Origin of the sequence: Streptomyces griseorubiginosus, from assembly GCF_036345115.1 — a bacterium.
Classification (GTDB): domain Bacteria; phylum Actinomycetota; class Actinomycetes; order Streptomycetales; family Streptomycetaceae; genus Streptomyces; species Streptomyces griseorubiginosus_C.
The window spans coordinates 4,256,222-4,280,678 of sequence record NZ_CP107766.1; the positions used below are offsets into that span (position 1 = coordinate 4,256,222).

Genomic DNA, 24,457 nt, shown 5'->3' on the forward strand with positions numbered 1-24,457 from the left:
CTCCGACCCACCCCTCAGCCCCGCTCCTCCACAGCCCACCCCCGCGTTGTCCACAGCCTCCTGCTTAGGTTCGCCGCCGACTGGTTACGCTCGAATACGTGAGCAGGCTCCAGGTCGTCAGCGGCAAGGGCGGGACCGGAAAGACCACGGTCGCCGCAGCCCTCGCGCTGGCCCTCGCCACCGAGGGGAAGCGGACGCTTCTCGTCGAGGTCGAGGGTCGCCAGGGAATCGCGCAGCTCTTCGAAACGGAGGCGCTGCCCTACGAGGAGCGGAAGATCGCCGTCGCTCCGGGGGGCGGGGAGGTGTACGCACTGGCCATAGACCCCGAACTGGCCCTTCTGGACTACCTCCAGATGTTCTACAAGCTGGGCGGCGCCGGCAGAGCCCTGAAGAAGCTCGGCGCGATCGACTTCGCCACCACCATCGCCCCCGGCCTCAGGGACGTCCTGCTGACCGGCAAGGCGTGCGAGGCGGTCCGCCGCAAGGACAAGTCCGGCCGCTTCGCCTACGACTACGTCGTGATGGACGCGCCCCCCACCGGCCGTATCACCCGCTTCCTGAACGTCAACGACGAGGTCGCGGGGCTCGCCAAGATCGGCCCGATACACAATCAGGCGCAGGCCGTGATGCGGGTGCTGAAGTCCAAGGAGACGGCCGTCCACCTGGTGACCCTCCTGGAGGAGATGCCGGTCCAGGAGACCGCGGACGGCATCGCCGAACTGAGGGCCGCCCGCCTCCCCGTCGGCCGGATCATCGTGAACATGGTGCGCCCGGAGGTGTTGGACGGCGACGACCTGGAACTCGTACGGACCACCCGGCGTTCGGCCGTGGCGAAGGCGCTGTCCTCAGCCGGACTCGGCGGCGCCCGCCGCGGGGGCAACGCCGACAAGCTGGTCGACCCGCTGGTCCAGCAGGCCGAGGAGTACGCCGTGCGGTACGAGCTGGAACACGAACAGCGCTCGGTCCTGGGCGATCTCGGTCTGCCCCTGCACGAACTGCCCCTGCTGAGCGAGGGCATGGACCTGGCGGGACTGTACGAACTGGCCACCGAGCTGCGGAAGCAGGGGATGTCATGAGCCCGGACGCCCACGACCGGCACCACCGTCTCTCCCCCGCCCCCGTCCTCGACCTGGACCCGCTGATCGACGACCCGAAGACCCGCATCGTGGTCTGCTGCGGTTCGGGCGGTGTCGGCAAGACCACGACCGCCGCGGCCCTCGGGCTGCGCGCCGCCGAGCGGGGCCGCAAGGTCGTCGTGCTCACCATCGACCCGGCCCGGCGTCTGGCCCAGTCCATGGGCATCGACTCGCTGGACAACACTCCGCGCCGTGTGAAGGACGTGGACGGCGACGGCGAACTCCACGCGATGATGCTGGACATGAAGCGCACCTTCGACGAGATCGTCGAGGCGCACGCGGACGCCGACCGGGCGGCCGCCATCCTGAGCAACCCCTTCTACCAGTCGCTCTCGGCGGGCTTCGCGGGCACGCAGGAGTACATGGCGATGGAGAAGCTGGGGCAGCTGCGGTCCCGGGACGAGTGGGACCTGATCGTCGTCGACACGCCCCCCTCGCGTTCCGCCCTCGACTTCCTGGACGCGCCGAAGCGGCTCGGCTCCTTCCTCGACGGCCGGCTCATCCGGCTGCTGACCGCCCCGGCCAAGCTCGGCGGCCGCGCGGGGATGAAGTTCCTGAACGTGGGGATGTCGATGATGACCGGCACCCTCGGCAAGCTGCTGGGCGGTCAACTCCTCAAGGACGTCCAGACGTTCGTGGCCGCGATGGACACCACCTTCGGCGGCTTCCGCACGCGCGCGGACGCGACGTACAAGCTGCTCCAGGCGCCGGGGACGGCGTTCCTGGTGGTGGCGGCCCCGGAGCGGGACGCGCTGCGCGAGGCCGCGTACTTCGTGGAGCGGCTGGCCGCGGAGGACATGCCGCTGGCCGGTCTGGTGCTCAACCGGGTCCACGGCAGCGGCGCCGACCGACTCTCGGCCGAGCGGGCGCTCGCCGCCGCGGAAAATCTTGAAGAGCCCCGCATTGTCGATCAGGAGGGCGGGAAAGCTGGACTTCGTAACTCTCCCGACACGTACGGCAGTTCAGAATCACCCGCTCCCGAGTCGGACTCCCCCGTCGACCCGGAGCGCACCGCCGACCGGCTCACCGCAGGCCTGTTGAGGCTGCACGCCGACCGTATGCAACTGCTCTCCCGCGAACAGCGCACGCGTGACCGCTTCACCGCGCTCCACCCCGAAGTGGCGGTGGCCGAAGTGGCCGCGCTGCCCGGCGACGTACATGACCTCGCGGGGCTGCGGGACATCGGAAACCGGCTCGCGGCCGGGCGGCCGGAGCTGCCCGAACCAGGCACCGTGGACGGCGCGCTCGCACCGTAGACGGCGCACCGTGGACGGGGACCCTCGCACCGACGCCGGCCCGGCCGACGCCGACCCGGGGGACCGAGGGCTGCGCCCTCAGCTCACCGCCGCGTAGTTCTCGTAGATCTCGTCGTCCTCGAGGGGCAGGATGCCGACCCCCCGCTCGTACTCGACGCGCGCCGTCTCCAGCAGCCTGCGCCACGACGTGACCGTCGGCCGCCGGCGCAGCAGGGCGCGGCGCTCGCGCTCTGTCATGCCTCCCCACACGCCGAACTCGACGCGGTTGTCCAGCGCGTCGGCGAGGCACTCCGTGCGTACCGGACATCCGGTGCACACTGCCTTCGCCCTGTTCTGCGCTGCTCCTTGGACGAACAGTTCGTCCGGATCGGTAGTGCGGCAGGCCGCCTGCGCACTCCAGTCGACTACCCAGCCCATACCGGCGCCGTCCTCTCCCGAATCGAGGCTCCCCCACGGCGGCAGCGGCATATTCACCGCCGCCAGTTGAGGACGTTACGGAAGGCAGGCACAGCGCAACACCCCCTTCGGGCCCAATCTTGAATGGCCCGAACGGACTATGCGTAAGCGGCAGATCACCCGGGGGAGTGAGCCCGCGACATACATGACTATCCCGGCAAACCAGGACACTTGTCTTGCGTCACAACGGGCACCTGATGACACACGAGGCGGATTCGGACACGTCCTCACCAAAAAAGTTGAGAAACGACCGGAACGATTCGGGGTCGCCGGACGTATTGATACGTGGCCCTACTGCTGTGACAGTTGAGAGCAGCTTAGGCCAATGCCTGTGCGCGTGTCCGGCGAATGGGAAGGTAGGGCGCTGCCGTCGCCATGCCCGCTCCGACGCGGTCGTGCCCGCTTCCGTCGCCATGCCGTGACATGGGCTCTCTCTGAACGCTCATGAGGACGGATTAGGCTGCCCCCTATGTCGAAGAAGCGCTCGGGCGGCGGTCTGTCGCCCACGCAGCAGGCCGCCAAGTTCCTCGGTGTCAGTGTCCTCGCGGGGGCGGTGATGGCCGGCATCGCGCTGCCTGCGGCCGGTGCGCTGGGGCTCGCGGCCAAGGGGTCGGTGGAGAGCTTCGACGAGCTCCCCGCCAACCTGAAGACCCCGCCGCTGAGCCAGCGCACCACGATCCTCGACGCCGAGGGCGGCACCATCGCCACGGTCTACTCACGTGACCGCACGGTGGTGGACCTCAAGGACATCTCGCCGTACATGCAGAAGGCGATCGTGGCGATCGAGGACTCGCGCTTCTACCAGCACGGCGCGGTCGACCTGAAGGGCGTGCTGCGCGCGCTCAACAAGAACGCCCAGAGCGGCGGGGTCGCCCAGGGCGCCTCCACGCTCACCCAGCAGCTGGTGAAGAACGTCGCGATCGAGGAGGCCGGTGACGACCCGACGAAGGTCGCCCAGGCCACCCAGCAGACCATCGGCCGCAAGATCCGCGAGCTGAAGTACGCGATCCAGCTCGAAGAGGAACTCGGCAAGAAGAAGATCCTCGAGAACTACCTGAACATCACGTTCTTCGGCCAGCAGGCGTACGGCGTCGAGGCGGCCTCGCAGCGCTACTTCTCCAAGCACGCCAAGGACCTCAACCTCGAGCAGTCGGCCCTGCTCGCGGGCATCGTCCAGTCCCCGAGCCGCTACGACCCCGTCAACGACGAGGCCGAGGCGACCAAGCGGCGCAACACCGTGCTGCAGCGCATGGCCGAGGTCGGCGACGTCTCCCAGGCGGAGGCCGACAAGGCCAAGGAGCAGCCGCTGGGCCTCAAGGTCAGCAAGCCGAAGAACGGCTGCATCACCGCGGTCAAGGGCGCCGGCTTCTTCTGCGACTACGTCCGTGAGGTCTTCCTGACCGACCCGGTCTTCGGCAAGACCAAGGAGGCCCGGGCCAAGGTCTGGAACCAGGGCGGTCTGACGATCCGCACCACGATGGACCCGCAGGCCCAGAAGTCGGTCCAGCGGTCCATCAAGGAGCACGTCTACCAGAAGGACCAGGTGGCCACCGCCGCGACCATCGTCCAGCCCGGCACCGGCAAGATCCTCGCGATGGGCCAGTCGCGGCCGTACGGCATCAACAACAAGAAGAACGAGACGACGCTCAACCTGTCGGTCAACCAGGACATGGGCGGCGGCGCCGGCTACCAGCCCGGCTCGACGTTCAAGCCGATCGTGGCCGCGGCCGCCATAGAGGGCGGCAAGCCGGCGACGCAGATCTACCCCTCGCCGTACAAGATGGACTACCCGAGCCCGGTCCAGCTCTGTGACAACAAGGTCTGGAACGAGAAGGGCGTCTCGCTCACCAACGAGAACACCTCCGAGGTAGGCCCGTACGACATGAAGACCGCGACCGCGAAGTCGGTCAACACCTACTACGTGCAGCTGATCAGCGACATCGGTGTCTGCCCGGTGACGGAGATGGCCGCGAAGATGGGGGTCGAACGCGCGGACGGCGGCAAGCTGCAGCAGCGGCCGTCGATCGCCCTGGGCACCCAGGAGGTGTCCCCTCTGACGATGGCGAACGCGTACGCGACCTTCGCCTCGCGCGGGATGTACTGCACCCCGGTCGCCATCGAGTCGATCACCCAGCGGGTCGGTGAGAAGTCGAAGTCCCTCCAGGTGCCGAAGTCGACCTGCTCGCGGGCGATGTCGGAGAACACCGCGGACACCATCAACACGCTCCTCAAGGGCGTGGTCGAGGACGGCACGGGTTCGGAGGCGGGCCTCGGCGCCGGCCGTCCGAGCGCGGGCAAGACGGGTACGACCGACGAGCGCTACGCGGCCTGGTTCGTGGGCTACACGCCGAACATGGCCGGTGCGGTCTGGGTGGGCGACCCCGCCCACAAGCGCCAGATGAAGAACATCACCATCGGCGGCGTCTGGAACGCCAAGGTGTTCGGTGGCCAGGTCCCCGGTCCGATCTGGCGCGACATGATGAGCGGCGCGCTGGAGGGCAAGGACGCCCCGAGCTTCAACCTCGTCAACATCCCGGACATGCCGAAGAAGGAGGACCCCGGCAAGGGCGACGACGACGGGGACAACGGCGACAACCGCGGGAACGACAACGGCGGCAACGACAACGGCGGCAACGACGGTGGTGACGACGGCAACACCACCTTCCCGAACCCGAGCTTCTCGATTCCGGAGGGCTTCCTCCAGGGGCAGAACAACGGGGGGAACGGCAATGGGGGCGGGCGGGGCTGACGCCCGCACGGGCCGCCGCTGACGCCCGCACGACATGAGACGGCCCCTTGACCGTCGTAAGGACTGATCTCCTACGACGGTCAAGGGGCCGTTCGTCTTGTTGTGACCGGCGTTACCGGTGGCCGTCAGCCGGCCAGGAGCTTCTTCACGGCCGCGGCGACCCGGCCGCCCTCGGCCAGGCCCGCGACCTTCGGGTTCACGATTTTCATGACGGCGCCCATGGCCCGCGGCCCCTCGGCGCCGGCGGCCTTCGCCTCCTCGACGGCCTGGGCCACGATGGCGTTCAGCTCGTCGTCGCTGAGCTGCTTGGGCAGATACTCGGCGAGCACCCCGCCCTCCGCCTTCTCCCGCTCGGCGGACTCGGCCCGACCACCCTTGGCGAAGGCGTCCGCGGCCTCGCGGCGCTTCTTGGCCTCCTTGGTGATCACCTTCAGGACCTCGTCGTCGGAGAGCTCGCGCTTCTCCTTGCCCGCGACCTCCTCGTTGGTGATCGCGGCGAGCGTCATCCGGAGCGTCGAGGAGCGCAGCTCGTCGCGCCCCTTGATCGCGGCGTTGAGGTCTTCCTGCAGCTTCGACTTGAGCGTGGTCATGGGTGTGATTGTCGCAGGTGCCGGAGGACGGGCGCGCGCCCATTTACCGTGCGGGCGGCGGCCGGTCAAGGATGCCGTCGCGATCTGACACGATGGAGGCATGCGCGCGCGATACGGAGTCCCCCTGGGAATCGCGGCGGTTGGCGCCGCCGGACTGGCCTACTCCGCGGGTTTCGAAGCCCGCTCCTTCCGTCTGCGACGGGTGACGGTCCCCGTCCTGCCTGCCGGTATGCGCCCGTTGCGGGTGCTTCAGGTCTCCGACATCCACATGGTCGGCGGCCAGCGCAAGAAGCAGCGCTGGCTGCGCTCGCTGGCGGGCCTGCGCCCCGACTTCGTGATCAACACGGGCGACAACCTGTCGGACCCGGAGGCCGTGCCGGAGGTGCTGGACTCGCTGGGCCCGCTGATGGAGTTCCCGGGGGCGTACGTCTTCGGCTCGAACGACTACTACGGGCCCATGTTCCGCAACCCCGTCCGCTATCTGTACGAGAAGGCCCAGGGCCGTCACGGCCTGAACGGCAACCCGCCCGCCGTGAGGGTCGTCCACAACCCGTGGGAGGACCTGCGGGACGGTTTCGACGCGGCGGGCTGGCAGAACCTCACGAACACGCGGGGCATGCTGAAGATCGAGGGCGTGTCGGTGGAGCTGACGGGCCTGGACGACCCGCACATCAAGCGGGACCGGTACGCGGAGGTGGCGGGCGGTCCGTCGGCCGCGGCGGACTTCTCGATGGGCGTGGTCCACGCCCCGTACCTCCGCGCCCTGGACGCCTTCGCCGCCGACGACTACCCGCTGATCCTGGCCGGCCACACCCACGGCGGCCAGGTCTGCCTCCCCTTCTACGGCGCGTTCGTGACCAACTGCGACCTGGACACCGACCGGGTGAAGGGCCTGTCCCGGCACACCGCCGAGGGCAGGACGTCGTATCTGCACGTGTCGGCGGGGTGTGGGGCGAACCGGTACACACCGGTGCGGTTCGCTTGCCCGCCGGAGGTGTCGTTGCTGACGTTGGTGGCGCGGGGGTAGGGGTGGGGGTGGCGCGGGGGTAGGGGCGGGGGTAGATCGGGGCGGGTTGGCTGGACGGGCGGAGTCGGCCGGCCACGGGAGCTGACCTGAGCGCTGCGGCGGGCGGCTGGATTAACCCGCACGGACCGCCCGTATCGCCCCTTTTGCCCTCCCTGCCTAGCGTGAGGGCATGACCGCGCCGATACCCAGGGACATCCCGGACCTCCCCGCCATCCCGGGCGTGCCCGCCTTCCTGCCCTCCCCCGTCCCTGCGACGGCGGTGGTGACGCCCGTACGTCACCCCGTGGCCGCCGTCTTCCGTGTACTGGTGGCACTGGTCGCCGTGGCGACCGTGACGTTGGAAATACTGCTGAGCAGCCCGGTCCGCGCCCTGAGCTACTTCTCGGTGCAGAGCGCGGTCCTCGTGGCCGCGGTGTTCCTGCTGTCGGCCCGCCGAGCGTGGAAGGCCCGTCGCCCCCTGCCCTCGGCTCTGACGGGCGCGACACTGCTCTACGCCACGATCACGGGACTGGTCTACCACCTGCTCCTGACGAACGCGTCGAGCCCGTTCGCCCTGACGGGCGCGGCGGCGAACCCGACGGGCTGGCACGCGGTGACCACGCACCTGCTGCACACGGCGATCCCGGCGGCGGCAGCGGCGGACTGGCTGTTCCTGACGGCACCGGGCCGCCTGCACCTGCGGCAGGCGGCGAGCTGGCTCCTCTATCCCCTGGCCTACCTGCTGTTCACCTTCACCCGAGGCGAACTGATCCTGCCGGGCACGCCGGGCCGCTACCTCTACCCCTTCCTGGACGTCGACCTCCACGGCTACAAGAGCGTCCTGGGCAACGCTCTCCTCCTCGGCCTGTCCATCTACGCCCTCGCGATCCTCCTGGTCGCCCTCGACCACGCCCGCCCGAACCCCATCCGCCACCGCGCCAAAACCGGATTTCGTCTCCAGCCACCGGTGGGCTAAAGTAAACGACGTCGCCGCGACAAGCAGCGACGATCGGGGTGTAGCGCAGCTTGGCAGCGCGCTTCGTTCGGGACGAAGAGGTCGTGGGTTCAAATCCCGCCACCCCGACAGCTGAAACACCAGGTCAGGGGCCTGATCCGTGAGAGCGGATCAGGCCCCTGAGTGGTTTCCAGGGTCTCTTGGGAGAAATCTGGGAGAAGATCTTGGAATTCCGTCTCCCAGACGGCGCCTATCGACGTGCTCTCAGACGCTCCTGCAAGAGGGCGTTGAGCACGCCAACCGGAGACGTGGGGCGCATCGCCAACCGGGCGTCGAGGGATGCCTCCCACTCCATGGTCAGGTTCGCCATGAGCTCTTCCCGCATCTCTCGCGTGATGTGCGTGTAGCGGGCCTGAACCGAGCCGTCGATGTGCCCCATGCGCTCATCCATGAGCTTCGGCGGGGTGCGGAACCCCTCCATGCGCGTCTTGTGCGTGTGGCGTAGCCCGTGGGGTGTGAGCCCCTTCGCGATCGGCAGCCAACAACTATCCGCCCTCCCCTGTGCGCCCCTCCCCCGCGCTGGGACACCGGGCCAGGGGGCGGCGAGCACGGGCACCGGTCGCGCTTCCTGTGGCGCCTTCTTCGGGTACCAGCCGGAGACGGCCGGGGTGAAGAGCCAGGTAGCGAATCCGTTCCGTCGCCAGTGCTCGGCCTGGTCGACGGCTCCCCCTCCTCGGGTGAAGCCGAGGGCGTCGATGGCTTCCCGCACGCGGGCCCTGGTGGCTTCGGCGACGACGTCCGGCCGGTTGAGGACATTGGACACGGTGCCTGTCGAGACGCCGGCACGTCTCGCTACGTCCACCACCTTCGCGCCGGTCTCCCCCGTTCGGGAGACGCCCTGCCCACGGAACATGTAGGTGTTTCCGTGGCAGGAGCAGGGCTTCGGTTGGGTGCGGGCAATGTGGCCTGTCCAAAGCCGAGTTAGCCAAGTCGGAGCGTCGATGGTGCGGTAGCTGTCGTCTTTGGGTGGGCAGCGCTCGAACTCTCCCGAGTCGAGTTCGTAGAGCTGCCACTCCACACGGAGAGCAGCGCGACGGATGAACTCGGTCTCCAAGCCCACGATTTCGCCCCACCGCATCCCGGTGTAGCCCTTGGTCACGACAGCAACGAATTCGTCGTCCCGTCCGGCTAGTAGGGCGGCGCGCTCAGCGCTCAGAAGAATGCCGAGCGAATCCGTGACGACCTTCTCGGGCCCGCGGTCACGCGAGCGGCCCGCGCGCTTCCCTCTGCCTCGCCGCTTGGTCGCTGGGTTCGCGCTGATGAGTTCGTCGTCCACTGCATCTTCGAGGACCAGGTGAAGCGTGCCGCGCCACGTCTTCACGCTCGACACGGCGTAGAGCGCCTTCTCCTTCTTCTCCCATGCGTCGACATCCGTGCGTTGGATCGAAGCGAGCGAGCGGTCTTCAAACTCGGGGAGTAGGTGTTCTTCCAGATGGCGACGGTAGTTCTGCATGGTTGAGGCAGCGAGATCCTGAGCGGCGTACCACCGGGAGGCGTACTCACCAAAGGTGATCTGTCCCGCCGCCGGATCCTTCCAGGCACCCGCGCGTACCTTCGCCTCTTCAGCATCGGCGGCCTGCTTGGCTTCGCGCTTCGTTCGGAAGCGGATGGTGTTTCCCTGGTCGTCGGCTACCGTGCCGTACTTGCCCGGTGCGATTTTGTAGCGGCCACGCCAGTACGTGCCGCGGTCTTCTACGAACCCCATTCGTCCTCTCATCACCAGCAATGGGCGGGAGCCGTGACTCGGCTCCCGCCCATCGAGGTTTTTCGTTCGTCTTCGTCAAACAGCGTTCCGGGCCCGCCGGGGGCGTCGTGCTTGAAGCTGCACGGTGGGCACGTCAAAGGGGACGAACGTGCGTCGGCCAGTCGAAGTAGCACTGATCTGAGGTGTGTTCACCGGGCCGGGTCGTTCTTCGAGGATGTGGAAGATCTCCTCCACATGATTTCGCGTGAAGCGGTAGCCGCTGCCGCTCCGGAGGAACGGGATGCGGCGTCGCCGTGCCTGCTCCTTCACCCACCACTCGGAGCAGTCGAGCGCCTCAGCAACTTGTGCAGCGGAGTAGGACTTGGGGAGGTCGGGGTTCTTCTCACCCGAGTGCATTGGCTCCTCTTCCTCTCAAGTCCGCTACTTCCGCTACCTCCGCTACCGCCCTGGTCAGGGGCATGATCCAGGTAGCGGAAAGGGGTAGCGGTAGCGGATGGAGCCGCTACCGGCCCCGGGTTCGTGGCCGCGGGACCGGTAACGGATGGGGCGACGCGGTAGCGGATACGGAGTGCCGATCCGCTACCGGTTCTAGGGCTCTGACCTGCTCGGTAGCGGAGGTAGCGGAAGTAGCGCAGATTCCGCGGGGGGTGGGCAGTACCGCTGCCACGCGTCGTGAAGGTCCGTCGCGTAATAGCCCTTCATCACGCTGCCACCCGCCTTGATGTTGCGGGCCGCGATGGGGGTGTTGTCCGCGGTCATGTACTCCCGCAGCATCCTCGACAGCCCGCGGGCATCGAGCGGCTTGCCGCTCATGTCGGCCCACGGCGCCTCTTCGAGGCTGTGGAGCCTGTCGAGGATAGCGACGGTAGGCAGGCGGTCGATGCCGTTGAACACGTAGTCGCGCAGGTCGGTCAACAGGCGGATGCCGATGCTGCCCTTGTCGCTGGTCTTGGCCGCGTTGACCAGTTCGATGCAGGCGGCGCGGGCCCGCTCCGGCCACTCGCCGCCCGCTGCATCCGCGATAGCGAGCAGGGGCTCCCACACGTCCGCAGGCCGGTCGCTGACTCCCTCCGGCAGTGCTGGGAACACTCCGTCGACCAGGTGGCGGACGGACTGTGCCCATGCGGCGAGGCGGTCGCGCAGCACGTGTCCCTCTTTCTCGTGGATGCGCTGACGAAACGGCTCGACACGCTCGTTGGGAGCGCGGCGGCGCATGCGGACGATGACCGAGCGGGTCAGGATCGTGTCGGGCAGCGAGCCGAGTCCGGCGACCGCGACTCCGCAGAACGAGGGGAACTCCTGTACTTGCTGGTTGGCTCCGTCGCCGACGCAGCGCCACATGACGCCGGAGCGGCGGTGGCCTGCGTTGAGGAACCCTCGGAGTTGCTCGTTCTCTCCTGCCTTGGGCCCGAATACGGTGTCGATCTCGTCGAAGAGGATCGTGGGCCGTCCCTCCATCCCGGACACCGCGCGGAAGAGCGCGGAGGCGGAGGCGTTGACCGCGACCATCGGTTGCGGCACGAGGGTTTCCACAATCTCCAGCGCACGGGACTTGCCCGAACCCGGCTCCGGGGAGAGGAACGCGAGCCGCGGTGTGGAATCGAAGCAGTCGAGCAGGTGGGCATGCGCGTCCCACAGCGTCACGGCGACGTACGCCGCTTCGAGGGGAAAGATGTTGAAGCGGCGGTGGAAGGCTTCGACTTCATCGAGCAGTGCGGAGCCGTCCATGGCGGATGCCGGCGGATTGGAGCTCATGCCGCCTGCCTCCCTTCCTGGTTGGTGCGGAGCGGGCATGCGTCGCGGTGGGCGATGTGGTCGTCGACCAGGGCAAGCACCTTCGGGTGACCGACGGCGCTTCGGTCCCTGCCGCACAGGCACTTCGAAGTGGCGGTGGGCACGGCGCCGCGCGGCGCAGCGATGCACAGCCACGCGACCGGGAACCGGCCGTCGCCCGGGTGCGGGTCAGGACGAAGAGCAGAGGGGACGCCCTTACGGGCGGCACCTTTCGGCTCGCCCACGGCCGGACCGGACACGGCCTCTACGGCGACGTGCGGACCGGTAGGGGTAACAGGATGGCTCTTCAGGGAGGGGCGGAGAGGGGTGCTCATGCCGCCCTCCGCTGACTGTTGCGAGGAATGGACCAGTCCAGACCGCTGCGAATGGTCGCCTCACACGACCGCGGCGACAGACCGGCGTGCTCCCCTGCCAACTGAAGAGCCTCCTCAACCTGCTCCCTGGGGAGGTCGCCCCACGCGACGAACCGCCCCAAGGCTCGCGCCGCTCGGAGCAGGGTGGCGTTGCGCTCACCCTCCGGCGCCTGCCGAACGGACGCGGTTTCGGCGTTCAAGCCCGATGCGGCGTAGCGAGAGGCTCGAACGGCCAACGGTGCAGCCATCAATGCCCGCGAAGCCTGACGAACCGTCAGGGAGGCGCACAGCCATTCCGGCAGGGGCGCGGGCGGCATGTCGTTCACGATCGCGTAGGCGCCAGCGTGGGTGAGGCTTCCGGGGGCGACGACGTAGCCACCCCACGCGCGGGTGTCGATACGCTTGCCGAGTCGTCCGGCGGTGTTGCCGAGCCGGACGCCGGGCGGGGTGGTGAAGTACAGATGCACCCCACCGCCGGCAGTCCGCACCGTGCGCGTAGTGGGCACAGCCTGTCCGGCGCGCTCGCAGAGCGCCCTGAAGGTCGTCACGCCGTGAGGCGTGTCCGCACTGCTCTTCCGCTTGGGCATGTCGAGGTCGACGACGACCAGCCCAGACGGACCGGTCGCGATGCCCACATTGAACGGCAGGTTGCCCCACGCGCGGCGGATGCGATCCGGGTCGATGGTGGCGCGCTCTTCCCACTTCCGGTGACCGCCCGCGCAGTCCCCGATGCCGGGGCAGACGTCTTCACCGTGCAGGGCCGGACGCTTGTCGCCGGGACGGAGTGGGAGGACGGCCCATCCCTGCTCGGCAGCGGCGAGAGCGGCGTACAGGAGGTGACGGTTCATGCTGTCACCCCCGCCATGCTCGAAGGGGTGGCATGGGCCGGACGGCCCTCGCCGAATGTCACTCGTTGGGTCATGCTGGAGGTCTCCTGCTCTCTTGGAGGGACTGGAGAACCGGGGCGGGCGCAGGCTTGTGGTGAGACGGCGCCCGCCTCGGGCGTAGCTAGCTGTGGAAGTGATTGCGCTTGAAGACGGCCTTGCGGATGTGGAAGGTGTTGCCGCCGCGGTGGCCGCTCGCGCTGAAGACCTGCACGGCAACCCAGCCGCCGAAGATGACAGCGGCGAGGGTGATGAGCTGAGTGATGAGCGCGGTCAGCGCGGTGATGAACGCGGTCAGCAGGAACAGTCCGCCGCAGACGGCACCGAAGCCGATACCTCCGAGGGCGATGTTCACCGCCGCGCGAGAGACGGGCGCCTTGGCCGCGACGGGTTCGGGCTTGGCGGGATCAAGGGCGTAACCGCTGACGACGCGGCCGTCCGGCAGGACGATGCTCGTCACCGCCGAGATCGTGCCCGGCTGCACCGGTACGACCGGCGCCGACGGCATGGGGGCGAGCGGGGTGGGCCGGTGGACTTCCGCGGTCGCCTCACGACGGCCGGGTGCAAGGGACTTCACGGGTTCGTGCACAGCGAGCCTCCTTCAGTTTCCGAGGGCGGACAGGGCGTCGGCGGACGCCTGCACGAGGTTGTGGATGGGCTCGTACGCGCCGGTCCCGGCGGCGAAGAACCCGAAGAGGAAGAGCACGATGGCCGAACCGCCCCCGGCGGACTTGGTCTTGACGGCGAGGGCGGACGCGGCACCGAACAGCAGGACGGCGGAGATGCTGAGGATCACAGGGAAACTCGCTTTCGGGCGAGGTCGATGGGTGGATACGCTCCGCAGGCCCCGGGTGCTGGCAAGTTCGGGGCATTGACCGGCGACCGCGCCCACCTAGCTCCTGCTCGGAGCGGGGTCCGTCTCATGGCGGGCGGTCGTCTGTCTTCTCCTCAGCCGGTGCCGGAGCGGTAGATGCGGGCCCAGCGGTTGTAGAGCCAGCGGCCGACGCGTATGCGCTTGCCGGTGGCCTTGCAGCGGCGGCAGTCCTTGCCGCGCTTCTGGCGGCCCTTGCGGTCGGTCTTCATCTGGAAGCCCCAGCCGTTGCACTTACGGCAGTTGCCGAACGGCGAGGCAGCACACACAGCGGCGTAACTGAGCGTGAGAAGGAGCAGGAGAGCGCTAGCGGCGAGCACAGGGGTCATCCGGGGCCTCCAGGGCCGGTTTCGGGGTGCGCGAGGGGAAGGCCGCTAGGCACTAGCAGCCTGATCAGGGGCAATATGAGGCGCTAGCGGTGCCGCTAGACCTAGCGGGGTGTGGTGCTAGGTCTAGCGGCGAGATCCACTCAGCCCGCGTCTCGGTTTCCGTCACGCTCCGCAATTGCGGCGGTGACCCGAGCGCGCTCGATGCCACGCCGGTTGGCGCCCTTGCCGGACTCCGTCTTGCCCCACACCTGGCCCGTGGCGATGCCGTACGGCTTCAGGGCTGCGGCGAGTCCCTCGGCGTCCCAGCCGCCGTACACGTCCGGCCGCAGGTCGGCGAGGCGGGAGACGACGGTTTCGGACCACACTTTGGGCTCGTCGGCCGGGACGACGGCGAGGATGTCGCGCAACAGGTCGTACGCGCTGGTCTCGTCGACCTCCGGCTCTTCCCCGAGCGCGTGGCCGGAGAGCGTGCCGGCGAGTTCGCGGGTCTTGCGGGCGCGGGCCGCGATGGCTTCGGCGGCCGGGGCATCCACGTATACCGAGCCGACGATCCGGGCGTCCGCGCCCTCGCCGACGAAGTAGTGAATGCCCTTGTCACCCCAGCTGAACATGGTGGCGCGCACACCCCGCTTGTACGCGGACGTGCCCAGCACCATGTCGTTCTCCAGCTGGCCCATGACCTTCAGGCAGAACCGGGCCGACGCGTTCGCGCTGATGCCCGTGGGCAGCGCCTTCGCATCCGGCCGCTGCGTCGCGAGCAGCAACACGATTCCGGTAGCCGGGCCGCGCTTGACCAGGTCGGTGCAGATCTCTTCGAGCTCCTTGCCGTACTTCTCGTGCTCGAACCAGACCTGGCACTCATCCACCCCGACCACGATCGGGTGCAGTCCCAGCGACTTCATGTCCGCGAGCTGGGAAGTCACCTTGGACTCGGGGCAGATGTCCCGCGGCAGGGAGCGGATCATCTTGGCGCGGCGCCGCAGTTCCTCGCGCAGCGCACGCAGGTCACGGACCGCGTACTCGATGTCGTCCTCTTCGTCTCCGGCGCGGTGCCGGTGGCTCACGGCGTTGCCGACCGGGTCCAGGTCGCCGGTGCCCTTGAGGTCGTAGGTGTGCAGCTCAGCGCGCGGATCCAGGGCCGCGATGAGGAGCAGGAGACGGAGCAGGAAGGTTTTGCCCATGCGGGGGATCGCGCCGATGACGGCCGCGATGTACATGAGCGTGATCTCGACCCAGCGTCCGCGCTGGTCGGTGCCGAACGCGACCGGCTTGAACAGGTCCACGCTGCCGGACTTGAGCAGCGGCCAGGCGGGCTTCTTGGCCTTGGACATGTCCTGGTCGCCGACCCACAGCACGAGGTGACCGGTGTGCTCGTTCGGGACCGCCTCCGGCCAGACACAGCCCAGCGGGCGGCGCAGACCGGACGCGAGTCGCTCGCGCCGCTCGATGATGTCGGTCACGGTGACGCCGAAGGGGAGGTTGCCTTCCGCACGCCAGCCGGGTCCGTCGCGGGTGATTGGAGCGGTGAACTCGAAGCCGTCCCGGCCCTTGCCCTGCGCCTGGTTGATGGCGGGGATGCCGAGCGAGCCGAGCGCCCGCAGCACAATGTCCGATGTGAGCTTGACCGCGGTGGGCAGTTCCACCGCGCGGTGGATGACCGGGGCATCCGCCTTACGTCCGGCCGCACCGAGCGCCATCACGACCGCGCCGACCGACAGTGCCTGAAGCCAGTCGGGGGCGAGCACGTAGATGGCGAGCGCGGAGCCGAGCCCGATGAACATCGCGAGCACGGCGACCAGCGTCCGGAGTCGGACCCGTCCGTCACGCTGTCGCGACAGCTTCAGGTACTCGGCAGCGTCCTCGCGCCGGACCGCTGCGAGTCGGACCGGCTCGCCCTCGCGGTCGGCCACCCACCGCATCGTGGCGCCCACGAACTTCGCGGCACCGGACGGCGCCTGAAGCGTGAGCCGTGCGGCGTAGACCGGGGAGCGCAGCGCGTGATAGCCGAGCGAGTGGGCGTAGTGGCGGGCCACCCACGCCGTAGCCGTCTTCAGTTCCGCGGTGGAGCGCAGCCACTCGGGAACGACCGCACGGCGCTTCGCGGCGAGGAGCCGACCGAGGTAGCCCGGACCGACCGCGGTCGTCGGCTGGTCGACCATCACGCGGGCGGTCGGGTCGTCCGACTCGGCACCCGACCGACCCGGGTTGGAGTCGGCCGACCAGTCGGAGTCGGGTCGGGTAGTCGGGTCGGCCGACTCGGTACGGGCCGACCGTGCCTTGTCGAGGTCGACTACCTCGCCCCCGGAGTCGGGGCGGGAGTCGGCGGTCATCTCGGCTTCGAGTCGGTCGAAGAGTTCGTTGTCGTCGTCGGGGTGCTTCACTGAGAGTCCTTCCACTTTCGGGTGTGAGGGAGAGCGGGCCCGGCCGACGCTGTAGGAGGTGGGCGGCCGGGCCCGTGAGAAGAGCTTCAGCCCAGATCGGGCGAGCGAGGGCACGCAAAGTGCGTGGGTTGTGCGATCAGGCGGCGCGCTGTTCGTCGGGGTAGGCACAGGGCACGCACATGCCGAGCGAGCCGGGGATGACGTATCCGGCGTCGGTGCGGCAGACCGGGCAGGTGCGCCGGGCGAGCATCGCTTTGGCGAGCGCGGCCCGCTTGCCGGGCGTCATCGGCCGGACCGGCTTGGCGCGGTCGACGCGGTAGAGGTAGGCGACCAGTGGGCCGCGCCGGTAGCGCGGGCGCAGGATCTGCGCCGCGATGGACTGTCCGCCTGGCCGTAAGCCGCGGGCCCGTAACTGCCGTTTGGTGGCGAGCCCGTCCGGGGCGTAGCGCCACGGGTAGGTGGGCAGTCCATGCCGCGCGCCGGTCGGGTCGAAGCACTTGCCGAACATCAGGCAGCCTCAGCCGAGGCGTCATCCTGACGCGAACCGGTAACGGCGTTGTCGTCGACCGCGCGCAGCGACTGACCCTCAGCGCGCTCAGTCTTCAACACCTCCCGCAGCTTGCGGGCATTGGCCTGTGAGACGTGCACGGCGGTGCGGATGCGGTCGGCGGTCAGTTCCGCCTCGGTCCACTCCGCGGTGGCCGTGCGTGCCTCGGTCAACAGGTCCTCGAAGGTGCGCTGCGCCTTGGGCTTGCCCTTGTCGAGAGTCCGGCGGACCGGGCGAGGCTTGGGCTTGGTCGGGAGTGCCGGCGGGGTGTCCACCGGGGGCGGTGCGGGTGTCTCCTGCTCGGAGGCGGGCGCGAGGTCGCCCATGCGCAGCATCACGCGCTCGCGCCGCGGGGTCTTCGAGCGCCACTTGCGGCCGTACTGCTCGCGCAGGTCCGCACGGGCCAACTGCCGTTCCTTCTCCCGCTTCAGCGCCTCGGAGTAGGAGGTGACCTCCCACAGCGTCATGCGGCGCCACAGCGCGAAGGTGGAAGGGAAGGCAAGCAGCCAGCGGGAGAACCGGATCTTCTCCATCCGGCGGCCGGTCGCGGCGCCGATCCGGACGGCGTAGATGTGCGCGCCGATCTCGGAGAACACCACCCACAGCAACGGCATCGTGCCATGCGCGACCTTCGCGGACAGGGACTGCCCAGCCGCGATGTTCAGCCCGCACGTGATCAACGTGAGCGCCCAGGGAACGAACCGGACCCACGCGAGCGCCATGTCCATCCGGATCAACAGCAGGTTGGCCACAGTGAACACGGGGATGGCCACGTCGATACCGACCGGCAGCATCCACGGCTCACCGAACCCCCACCGCAGCGCGGCAGCGGACACCGCGTCGAAAGAAGAGATCAGACCGAGCGCGCCGACCCCGGCCGCGGCAAGCGCCCCGAGTCCGGCGAGCCCCATTTCCGGGCGGGTGAGCGGCGGCACGGCCGGACGCTCGATGGTCTGTGTCGTCATGCCGCCACCGCCTTGCGAGGCGTACGGCGCCGGGCGGGGCGCGGCAGCGGAATCGCGTCGAACAGCTCCGGGTGCGTGTCGATGACCTCGGCAGCGATCCGGGCCACGTCGTCGGCGAGACCCGGGGCGTCGGCGAGGATGTCACGCGCCGCGTCCTCACGGGCCGCGCGCTCGTCGTCCGTCTCGCCCTCGACCCCGAGCCACAGCTCAACCGGGGTGCCAAGGGCCAGTTCGATGAAGTCGTTGGCGGAGACGGCCTGATGACCGCTGATGTACGCACGCATGGAAGGCTCCTGATGGGAGGGACAGGGAGCCGGAGCAGCCGCAGGCGTGTTGGTGAGACGGCGACTGTTCCGGGAGAACCCGCGCCGCGAGCGCGGCGAGGTGAGTGCCCCGGCCGGGAGTCGAACCCGGCCTACGACCATCGGGGCGGAAGTACGAGAGGTCAGACGGTGGCGATGACGAGCGCAGCAACCAGGAGCCACAGGTGATGGAAGGACTGGTCAAGCGCGTACGCGCCAGTCCCGATGTGCGGGTTGTCGTCACGGCCGGCGCGCGGGGCACCGAGCCGGTAGAACTCGCCCTTGCCGGTCACCCGGGCCAGCCACGCGAGCGTGCTGCGACGGTCGGCCCACCAATGCGTGATGGCGTCGATGCCGAACCCGGCGACGATGCCGGACACCGACAGGCGCAGATCCAGCAGCCAGACGACCGGCAACAAAATGACCAGCTTGGTAGCGGTCAGCGTGGCGACGTGCCGGGCGTCCGCGAGACGGCCGACCCAGCCGGGACGGCCCTTCTGCGCGGACTGGTGAGAGGTCTGCACCCAGTGGTCCCCCACGCTGTGGGCGACGTAGAGGGCTACAAACACGGCGGCGAAGGTGGCCGCGTTCATGGCGGTCACCGGCTCGCGTCGCGGGACTGGACCAGCTGAATGGCCAGCCGGGCGAAGTGAGCGACTCCGTCGAAGTCCGCGGTCGTCACGCCGTGCATGCTGGCCCCCTGCATCATGTCGCGGAGAATCGCGGCGGCGTCGGCCGCCTGTGCAGCGGTCGGCCTGTGGCCAGGGGCGAACTCCATCGCAGCGGAGGCGATGCGGTGGGCGATCTCGTTCAGGTCGTGCTGATTCACTGCTTCTCCTTAGGTGGAAGGCGGAGGGACGGGAAGCCGGAGCGGCCGCAGGCATGTGGTGAGACGGCGACTACTCCGGAAGCCCCACACCGCGGTGCGGCAGGGGAAGCGCCCCGACCGGGAGTCGAACCCGGCCTACGACCATCAGGGCGGAGAGATATGCGCGGTCACAGCCGCGCGGCCGTCTTTTCGACTCGGGGAGACGGGGCCCACCTATGCAGTTCTCAAGGGACGATCAGCGTGGGGCCCGCGGCGTGCGACCGAAGCCGCCTTCCGACCACCACAAGCGGCGGTCATACGGGCAATCCCGAACCAGTTCATGCAGGTCAAGCACTTGCGAGGTGCCGCCGGTAAAGCCCTCCCGGACTCCCCGTACCGACATGTAACAGCATGTACTAGCACGTGCCATGACGCAAGAGGGCGCCGAAGATTCGTGCTAGGTCGTACTAGGGGTGGGTACGCTCGATGGCGTGATGAGCGCTGAAATCTCGAAAGACGACCCGAGACCGGAGTCCGAGCAGGCGGCCGACATCCTGCGGCAGGAGATCTTGCGTGGCGACATCAAGCCGGGGGCCCACGTAGGCTCCGTACGAGACTTGGCCACACGGTTCAAAATCTCGGGAATGACCGTGCAGCGAGCCCTTGCGATCCTGCGTGAGGATGGGCTCATCCTGACCACGTCGCGCGGCAGCTACGCACGCGACCCGGAGCAAGCCCCTGAAGCCAGCGGAGCCGACGCGGCTGTCGACCTTCCCCAGGTCCTGCGTCAGCTCGAACATCTCACCTCCCAAGTCTCGGACCTTCGCAGCAGGCTCGAAGCGCTCGAAGGTCGCTCCGTGCCGGGTGGTGCTTGATCTGCAACCAGCATGCGTGGAACGGGAGTTGAGAGGTAAGTGACAGCCAGGGGACGGAAGATCGGAGGAGGGGACATGTCAGGTGACACCCGCCTGTCACCTTCCCTGTCCCCCCGCCTCACGCGCGAGACTCGGAGCAGGCACTCGGAGGAGGGCGCATGAACGACGACAGGCCCGCATGGGCGCGGCGCATCGCTGCCGAACGAGCGGCCCGTGATTGGTCGCAGCGTGACGCCGTGAGGGCACTGCGGGGGCACGCTCCGACAGAGCTGCCCGCGGAAGACAGCATGATTCGCCAGTGGAAGCGCTGGGAGTCAGGCCAGATGCCGAACGACTTCTACCAACCGATCATCGCGGCCGTCTTCGGCACCGTGACGCACGCGCTCTTCCCAGCGCCTGCCAGGCGAGACGGGAACACGGAGATTCTGGCAGCCTCCGGCATGGAGACGCTGGAGATCGTGAGCCGCCTCAACCGGTCGGACGTCGACAACGCCACGCTCGATGCTCTGCGGATCACGGCGGACCGGCTCTCCTCGGAGTACCCGTTCATGCCGAGCGAACAGCTCCTCGTCGAGGGGCGCCAGTGGCTCCGCCGCGTCGTCGACCTGCATAAGAAGAGCCTCACGCTCGCCCAGCACCGCGAAGTTCTCGCACTGTCCGGGTGGCTCGCGCTCCTGGTCGGCTGCGTCGAGTACGACACGGGCGACCGTCACGCGGCCGAGTCGACACGGCAGGCCGCGCTCTCGCTCGCGACCGAAGCAGACCATGCAGAGGTCGCCGGGTGGGCACACGAAATGCGGGCCTGGTTCGCCCTTACGACCGGCGACTACCGCGGCGTCATCGCAGCGGCGCGGGCCGGGGCGGAGGTGGCACCGCATCACGGCGTAGCTGTGCAGCTCGCAGGCCAGGAAGCCAAGGCGTGGGCGCGGCTCGGGGACCGCCGGCAAGTTGAGGTCGCGCTGGACAAGGGACGGCGGTTGCTCGAAGCAATGCCGTACCCGGAGAACCTGGACAACCACTTCGTGGTGGATCCTGCCAAGTTCGACTTCTACGCGATGGACTGCTACCGCCTGGTCGGTGAAAACAAGCTCGCGCGGACGCTCGCCGAAGAGGTGCTACGAGCGGGAACCGACTTCGACGGCACCGAGCGCTCTCCAATGCGAAACGCTGAAGCCCGTGTCACGCTGGGCGTCACGGCAGCACGTGAAGGCGATTTGGAAAATGCACTCATGATGGGCGAACGGGCCCTCGAAGGCGACCGTCAATCGGTGCCGTCGCTCATCATGACAAGCCGAGAGCTTGCAGCCGAGATGCGGCACCGCTACTCCACAGAACCTGCCGCTAAGGATTACCTTGCCCGCCTGCAAACGCTAGGCCGAGAAAGGCCGGGGTTCCTGCCTCAATAGAGACAGAAATACAAGATCCCCTAGTCGGCCAAGATATCTTGAAGGAGCTCAGCCGTCGAGCTGGTCACATAATCTCCGGGAGTGATGGGATCAGTTTCATTGATCGACGGAATCATAACCTGACTCCTCATCCACGTCGAGAATCCCTTCAATTTCCCATTCTTTTGCACCCATGCCTGCATGAGGAAGGCCTCATTCCATTGGTGCTGAGTTGCAGCCATAACCTCGCCAAGGCGGCTCGGAACTCGCGACTGAAAGGCGATGAAACGCTTCGACAGCAGACCCATACCCATATGACTTAGACAAGCAATGCGGCTCTTTAGGGACAGGTACGAACTTGGGATGCTTACGATCCGGCCAAAATCTGCGATATAAGAGACTCCTTCGTCCCCGTCTCGCCATGCAAAGAGGTCAGGCAAAGCGAAAGCATCCTTCTTCCCCGTCCTGTCGGCACCAAAGTTTTCATAGCCCAAAACCTGGGAAACGGGAGCAACAGTGATGAACTTTCGAAGGTTATCCCCGTGGTAGCACTGGCAAGGGTGAGGAACCACCATCACTACGGATTCGACGAACTCAACTGGATGCTCACCTGGACTGGGCGGCCTTTTGGGAAGCACAGGAAGAATCGTGTCAGTGAAAATGTCCCCCTGGAAAAGCGGTCGGTCAATCTCGCAATCTGGACCAACTGAAAAATAAAGCTGCTCCGGTTCGAGCCAGTGCAAGTCCGGTACAGCCGGTTCCATGGCTACCAAGGGAACGTCTCCCCCGCTCCGTTCAGAAATACGTCACGCGTAGGGCGACCAAGAGTCTTCCCCGTCTGCCTCATCAGGCTCGCCAGGATTCTCCTCTTCCTCGGCCAAACGCGCAAGGAGAGCGACCCTTACCCCATCCACCAGCGGCGCCGGGTCCGGAACCTCTGTGACGACCCGATACAGCTCACTCCAGCGTCGGCCGATCAGAAGCTCACAAGGCGTCGCTCCACCTCGAAGCGGCGTCTGGAACCAAACCCGCGCCTCCGCCACGCTCCCGAGGCGGCGCACGAGGTCGGCCACGATGGTGTGCAGGTAACGCAGTTGACCATGGCGTACGTCGCTAATGGGAGCGCCGCCAACCCAACGAGAATACTGTTCGCGACTAACGCCAAACGCTGCCGCTAGTTTCGCTGCACTGAGACCAGTCGTTTCCCTCAGTTCCGCAGCAAGGCGAGCATGAGGCGGCGCAGACTCCGTCTCCTTGGGGTCAGTCTCGGCCGGCTGCTTCTTGGACTGGGTGTTACTTCCGGAGACCACAATAGGAGCCGCAACCCCTTGTGCTGCGTCGATCTCGATGACGCCGCCACCCGAGACAAGCCTAAGCAGCCCGCTAACGGTAAGGACGTCCCCCCACCCCTGAAGGAGGTTCACGACGGAGGAGTGGCCACTAGCGACGTTTCCCAGAGCTTCCTGCAGAGCAGTTCTGACCTCGGGCTCACCAGAAAGCACCTCCTGCCACCCCTCAGGAAGCAGCACGCGCAGAGTAGGCTGAATAGAGCATGCGTCAGTGAGGAGATGCCCGGCCACCACCTGCTCCCCAAAGAGGCCAGGACTCAGCCTGCGATCCAGGTAACTAGTCTCCTGGAGAGAAGAAAAGATTTTCGCCAGTCGCCCAAGAACCGGATCACCCGAGCGATTGCTAGTATTTTCGCCGGATAGCGTGTGTTGAAAATTGTATACCTGCTGGGATGTCACGTCTGCCCCCTCGCTAGAACCAGCGGAATTCATCATGCGGACAGGGTTTTTCGGTAATCCTCTTCAACACACCAAGAAAAGCATCGATAGGCCGCATCGTTGAGTTCATCCAAGTAAGCAAGCGATGCATTCATATCGTAAATAAGGGGCTCACTGTTGGAGCAGTCGATGTCGACAAGGTAAGGAGACTCAGGGAGAGACTCATCGGTTGCCAACCCATGCCGCAAAGCCATTTGAGTTTTGCCGTCCCCAATAATAACTTGCCCCACGGCACCAACAAGGGAAGACCTCCACCCCTTGTCGCCAGTCACGCCCAGCACCTCGCGACGCACACGCCCTTCAAAACCACCATCGCCAGCAGGCGGAACATGGTTCACATAGCGCAGGCCGATCCGCTCACGTACTCGGAGATTTGCCACATCTGCCACGGCTGAAAGTACCTCCTCCAGCCGCTCCCTCATGCCTTCCCACTTAACGTAGGCAGACGTTTCCAGCGTCGCGTGCTCGGGCCCTAGGACAACGGCCCAAGATCCCCGAAGATCTTGAAAGCGATACTGCGGAGTGGCTGTGCTCTGCACTCCGCTTCCTGGCGTGGCTGTGATGCTCACTTGTTGCTCGGCGGTGAGGCGCGGGTAGCGCTCTGCGAGAGCGTCGTGCACCTGGCTTACACCGCTGTGCGTTCCCAGCACGCCTTGACTGTTGAACCTGACCTGGACTACGGCCTGCCGCAGCAGCACGTTGCCCACCGGGACTACGTCGGCCCCTGGCAGGAAGTCGAACATGATCCCTCCAGCGCGCACATCACACCCCACATCACACTTCTTAGGTCCATCGTGCTGGCTCAGGCGTACAGGTGGCAAGCGCTATGCACTGTGAACAACACCCGGAATCTCTCAGTCGAACGCGGTTACGATTTGTGACCTGGCCCCTGACTGGAAGGGATGCTCAGTTGGCCCATCCAAACGAGGGGCCAAACGGCGCAACCTCGTAAGAACCTCGTGAGACAGCAATGGACGGTGCTGGACCCTAAGCGTGCACGTCAGAGCCTCCGTCAGCTGGTCACCCTCTTGCTGATCGCGTTCGGACGAAGACGTCGTGCAGGGCCCGCAGATCCGCCCCCCTTCCTCCCGTCAGTTCTGAGCGTCCCCGTCTAGGTACTGACGGGCCTCCTGTATCCACTCTGCAAGGGTCCGGTCCAAAGCAGCTTCTGCCTCGCGTAGGGACTCACGACGATTGTCCGGAGCAAGGCCGTGCCTGGCATCGTCGATAAGCGAGGCGGCCCGGTGACCTGTGACACCACAC

24 protein-coding genes and 1 tRNA gene are annotated in these 24,457 nt (G+C 67.3%); 8 read left to right on the forward strand and 17 right to left on the reverse strand.

Annotated elements, in window-relative coordinates; genetic code table 11:
* Positions 1–98 precede the first annotated feature (98 nt).
* Together OHN19_RS19215 and OHN19_RS19220 are read left to right on the forward strand one after the other, a co-directional pair.
* Positions 99–1,076: an ArsA-related P-loop ATPase gene (locus OHN19_RS19215; RefSeq protein ID WP_330265362.1), complete on the forward strand. Its 978-nt coding sequence runs from the start codon at positions 99–101 to the stop codon at positions 1,074–1,076.
* Positions 1,073–2,392: an ArsA family ATPase gene (locus OHN19_RS19220; RefSeq protein WP_330265363.1), complete on the forward strand. Its 1,320-nt coding sequence runs from the start codon at positions 1,073–1,075 to the stop codon at positions 2,390–2,392. Before OHN19_RS19215 ends, OHN19_RS19220 begins: the two co-directional genes overlap by 4 nt.
* Positions 2,393–2,470: 78 nt before the next feature.
* Here the strand turns inward: OHN19_RS19220 and wblA are convergent, their stop codons facing one another.
* The gene (wblA, locus tag OHN19_RS19225; protein ID WP_030324083.1) at positions 2,471–2,809 is read right to left on the reverse strand and encodes a transcriptional regulator WblA; all 339 of its coding nucleotides are present in this window, start codon (positions 2,807–2,809) and stop codon (positions 2,471–2,473) included.
* Positions 2,810–3,317: 508 nt separating this feature from the next.
* Between wblA and OHN19_RS19230 the strand changes: the two genes are divergently transcribed.
* On the forward strand, positions 3,318–5,597 hold the full coding sequence (locus OHN19_RS19230) for a transglycosylase domain-containing protein (protein ID WP_330265364.1): 2,280 nt from the start codon (positions 3,318–3,320) through the stop codon (positions 5,595–5,597).
* Between the two features lie 125 nt (positions 5,598–5,722).
* Here OHN19_RS19230 and OHN19_RS19235 read toward each other — a convergent pair whose 3' ends face one another.
* Positions 5,723–6,187: a GatB/YqeY domain-containing protein gene (locus OHN19_RS19235; RefSeq protein ID WP_330265365.1), complete on the reverse strand. Its 465-nt coding sequence runs from the start codon at positions 6,185–6,187 to the stop codon at positions 5,723–5,725.
* A 100-nt stretch (positions 6,188–6,287) separates the two neighbouring features.
* Between OHN19_RS19235 and OHN19_RS19240 the strand changes: the two genes are divergently transcribed.
* The 3 genes from OHN19_RS19240 to OHN19_RS19250 all read left to right on the forward strand — a co-directional run bounded on the left by OHN19_RS19240 (position 6,288) and on the right by OHN19_RS19250 (position 8,277).
* Positions 6,288–7,214 (forward strand): metallophosphoesterase, encoded by a 927-nt coding sequence (locus OHN19_RS19240; RefSeq protein WP_330265366.1) that lies wholly within the window; start codon positions 6,288–6,290, stop codon positions 7,212–7,214.
* Between the two features lie 169 nt (positions 7,215–7,383).
* Positions 7,384–8,169, forward strand: a complete 786-nt coding sequence (locus tag OHN19_RS19245) for a Pr6Pr family membrane protein (protein ID WP_330265367.1) — start codon at positions 7,384–7,386, stop codon at positions 8,167–8,169.
* 34 nt (positions 8,170–8,203) lie between these two features.
* Positions 8,204–8,277, forward strand: a tRNA-Pro gene (locus tag OHN19_RS19250).
* A gap of 121 nt (positions 8,278–8,398) precedes the next feature.
* Here OHN19_RS19250 and OHN19_RS19255 read toward each other — a convergent pair.
* From OHN19_RS19255 to OHN19_RS19310, 12 genes are all read right to left on the reverse strand, one after another.
* Entirely contained in the window at positions 8,399–9,913 is a 1,515-nt protein-coding gene (locus OHN19_RS19255) for a LacI family DNA-binding transcriptional regulator (protein WP_330265368.1), read from the reverse strand.
* Positions 9,914–10,501: 588 nt separating this feature from the next.
* Positions 10,502–11,668 (reverse strand): DUF3631 domain-containing protein, encoded by a 1,167-nt coding sequence (locus OHN19_RS19260; RefSeq protein WP_330265369.1) that lies wholly within the window; start codon positions 11,666–11,668, stop codon positions 10,502–10,504.
* A 349-nt stretch (positions 11,669–12,017) separates the two neighbouring features.
* Positions 12,018–12,908, reverse strand: a complete 891-nt coding sequence (locus OHN19_RS19265) for a bifunctional DNA primase/polymerase (protein ID WP_330265370.1) — start codon at positions 12,906–12,908, stop codon at positions 12,018–12,020.
* 160 nt (positions 12,909–13,068) lie between these two features.
* On the reverse strand, positions 13,069–13,533 hold the full coding sequence (locus tag OHN19_RS19270) for a hypothetical protein (RefSeq protein ID WP_330265371.1): 465 nt from the start codon (positions 13,531–13,533) through the stop codon (positions 13,069–13,071).
* Between the two features lie 12 nt (positions 13,534–13,545).
* On the reverse strand, positions 13,546–13,740 hold the full coding sequence (locus tag OHN19_RS19275; protein ID WP_037717778.1) for a hypothetical protein: 195 nt from the start codon (positions 13,738–13,740) through the stop codon (positions 13,546–13,548).
* Between the two features lie 152 nt (positions 13,741–13,892).
* Positions 13,893–14,144: a hypothetical protein gene (locus tag OHN19_RS19280; protein ID WP_330265372.1), complete on the reverse strand. Its 252-nt coding sequence runs from the start codon at positions 14,142–14,144 to the stop codon at positions 13,893–13,895.
* A 140-nt stretch (positions 14,145–14,284) separates the two neighbouring features.
* Positions 14,285–16,525, reverse strand: a complete 2,241-nt coding sequence (locus OHN19_RS19285; RefSeq protein ID WP_330265373.1) for a cell division protein FtsK — start codon at positions 16,523–16,525, stop codon at positions 14,285–14,287.
* Between the two features lie 136 nt (positions 16,526–16,661).
* Positions 16,662–17,033: an RRQRL motif-containing zinc-binding protein gene (locus OHN19_RS19290; RefSeq protein ID WP_037717785.1), complete on the reverse strand. Its 372-nt coding sequence runs from the start codon at positions 17,031–17,033 to the stop codon at positions 16,662–16,664.
* Complete coding sequence (locus tag OHN19_RS19295; protein ID WP_037717787.1) at positions 17,033–18,037, reverse strand: DUF2637 domain-containing protein; 1,005 nt, start codon at positions 18,035–18,037, stop codon at positions 17,033–17,035. The genes OHN19_RS19290 and OHN19_RS19295 overlap by 1 nt, the downstream gene beginning before the upstream one ends.
* On the reverse strand, positions 18,034–18,321 hold the full coding sequence (locus OHN19_RS19300; protein ID WP_037717788.1) for a hypothetical protein: 288 nt from the start codon (positions 18,319–18,321) through the stop codon (positions 18,034–18,036). Before OHN19_RS19300 ends, OHN19_RS19295 begins: the two co-directional genes overlap by 4 nt.
* Positions 18,322–18,482: 161 nt before the next feature.
* A complete protein-coding gene (locus OHN19_RS19305) occupies positions 18,483–18,932 on the reverse strand; it encodes a transcriptional regulator (protein WP_330265374.1) in 450 nt (149 codons plus the stop codon).
* Positions 18,933–18,937: 5 nt separating this feature from the next.
* A complete protein-coding gene (locus OHN19_RS19310; RefSeq protein WP_330265375.1) occupies positions 18,938–19,168 on the reverse strand; it encodes a hypothetical protein in 231 nt (76 codons plus the stop codon).
* 473 nt (positions 19,169–19,641) lie between these two features.
* Here OHN19_RS19310 and OHN19_RS19315 point away from each other — a divergent pair, with 473 nt between their 5' ends.
* Positions 19,642–20,022, forward strand: coding sequence for a winged helix-turn-helix domain-containing protein (locus tag OHN19_RS19315; protein WP_330269651.1), 381 nt, complete (start codon positions 19,642–19,644; stop codon positions 20,020–20,022).
* 158 nt (positions 20,023–20,180) lie between these two features.
* Positions 20,181–21,428, forward strand: a complete 1,248-nt coding sequence (locus OHN19_RS19320) for an XRE family transcriptional regulator (protein WP_330265376.1) — start codon at positions 20,181–20,183, stop codon at positions 21,426–21,428.
* Positions 21,429–21,448: 20 nt separating this feature from the next.
* Here the strand turns inward: OHN19_RS19320 and OHN19_RS19325 are convergent, their stop codons facing one another.
* Genes OHN19_RS19325 through OHN19_RS19335 form a run of 3 tightly spaced genes read right to left on the reverse strand, consistent with a single transcriptional unit; the run spans position 21,449 to position 23,937 of the window.
* On the reverse strand, positions 21,449–22,171 hold the full coding sequence (locus OHN19_RS19325; RefSeq protein ID WP_330265377.1) for a hypothetical protein: 723 nt from the start codon (positions 22,169–22,171) through the stop codon (positions 21,449–21,451).
* A 42-nt stretch (positions 22,172–22,213) separates the two neighbouring features.
* Positions 22,214–23,155, reverse strand: coding sequence for a helix-turn-helix transcriptional regulator (locus tag OHN19_RS19330; protein ID WP_330265378.1), 942 nt, complete (start codon positions 23,153–23,155; stop codon positions 22,214–22,216).
* A 32-nt stretch (positions 23,156–23,187) separates the two neighbouring features.
* A complete protein-coding gene (locus OHN19_RS19335) occupies positions 23,188–23,937 on the reverse strand; it encodes a TIGR04255 family protein (protein WP_330265379.1) in 750 nt (249 codons plus the stop codon).
* Positions 23,938–24,457 lie beyond the last annotated feature (520 nt).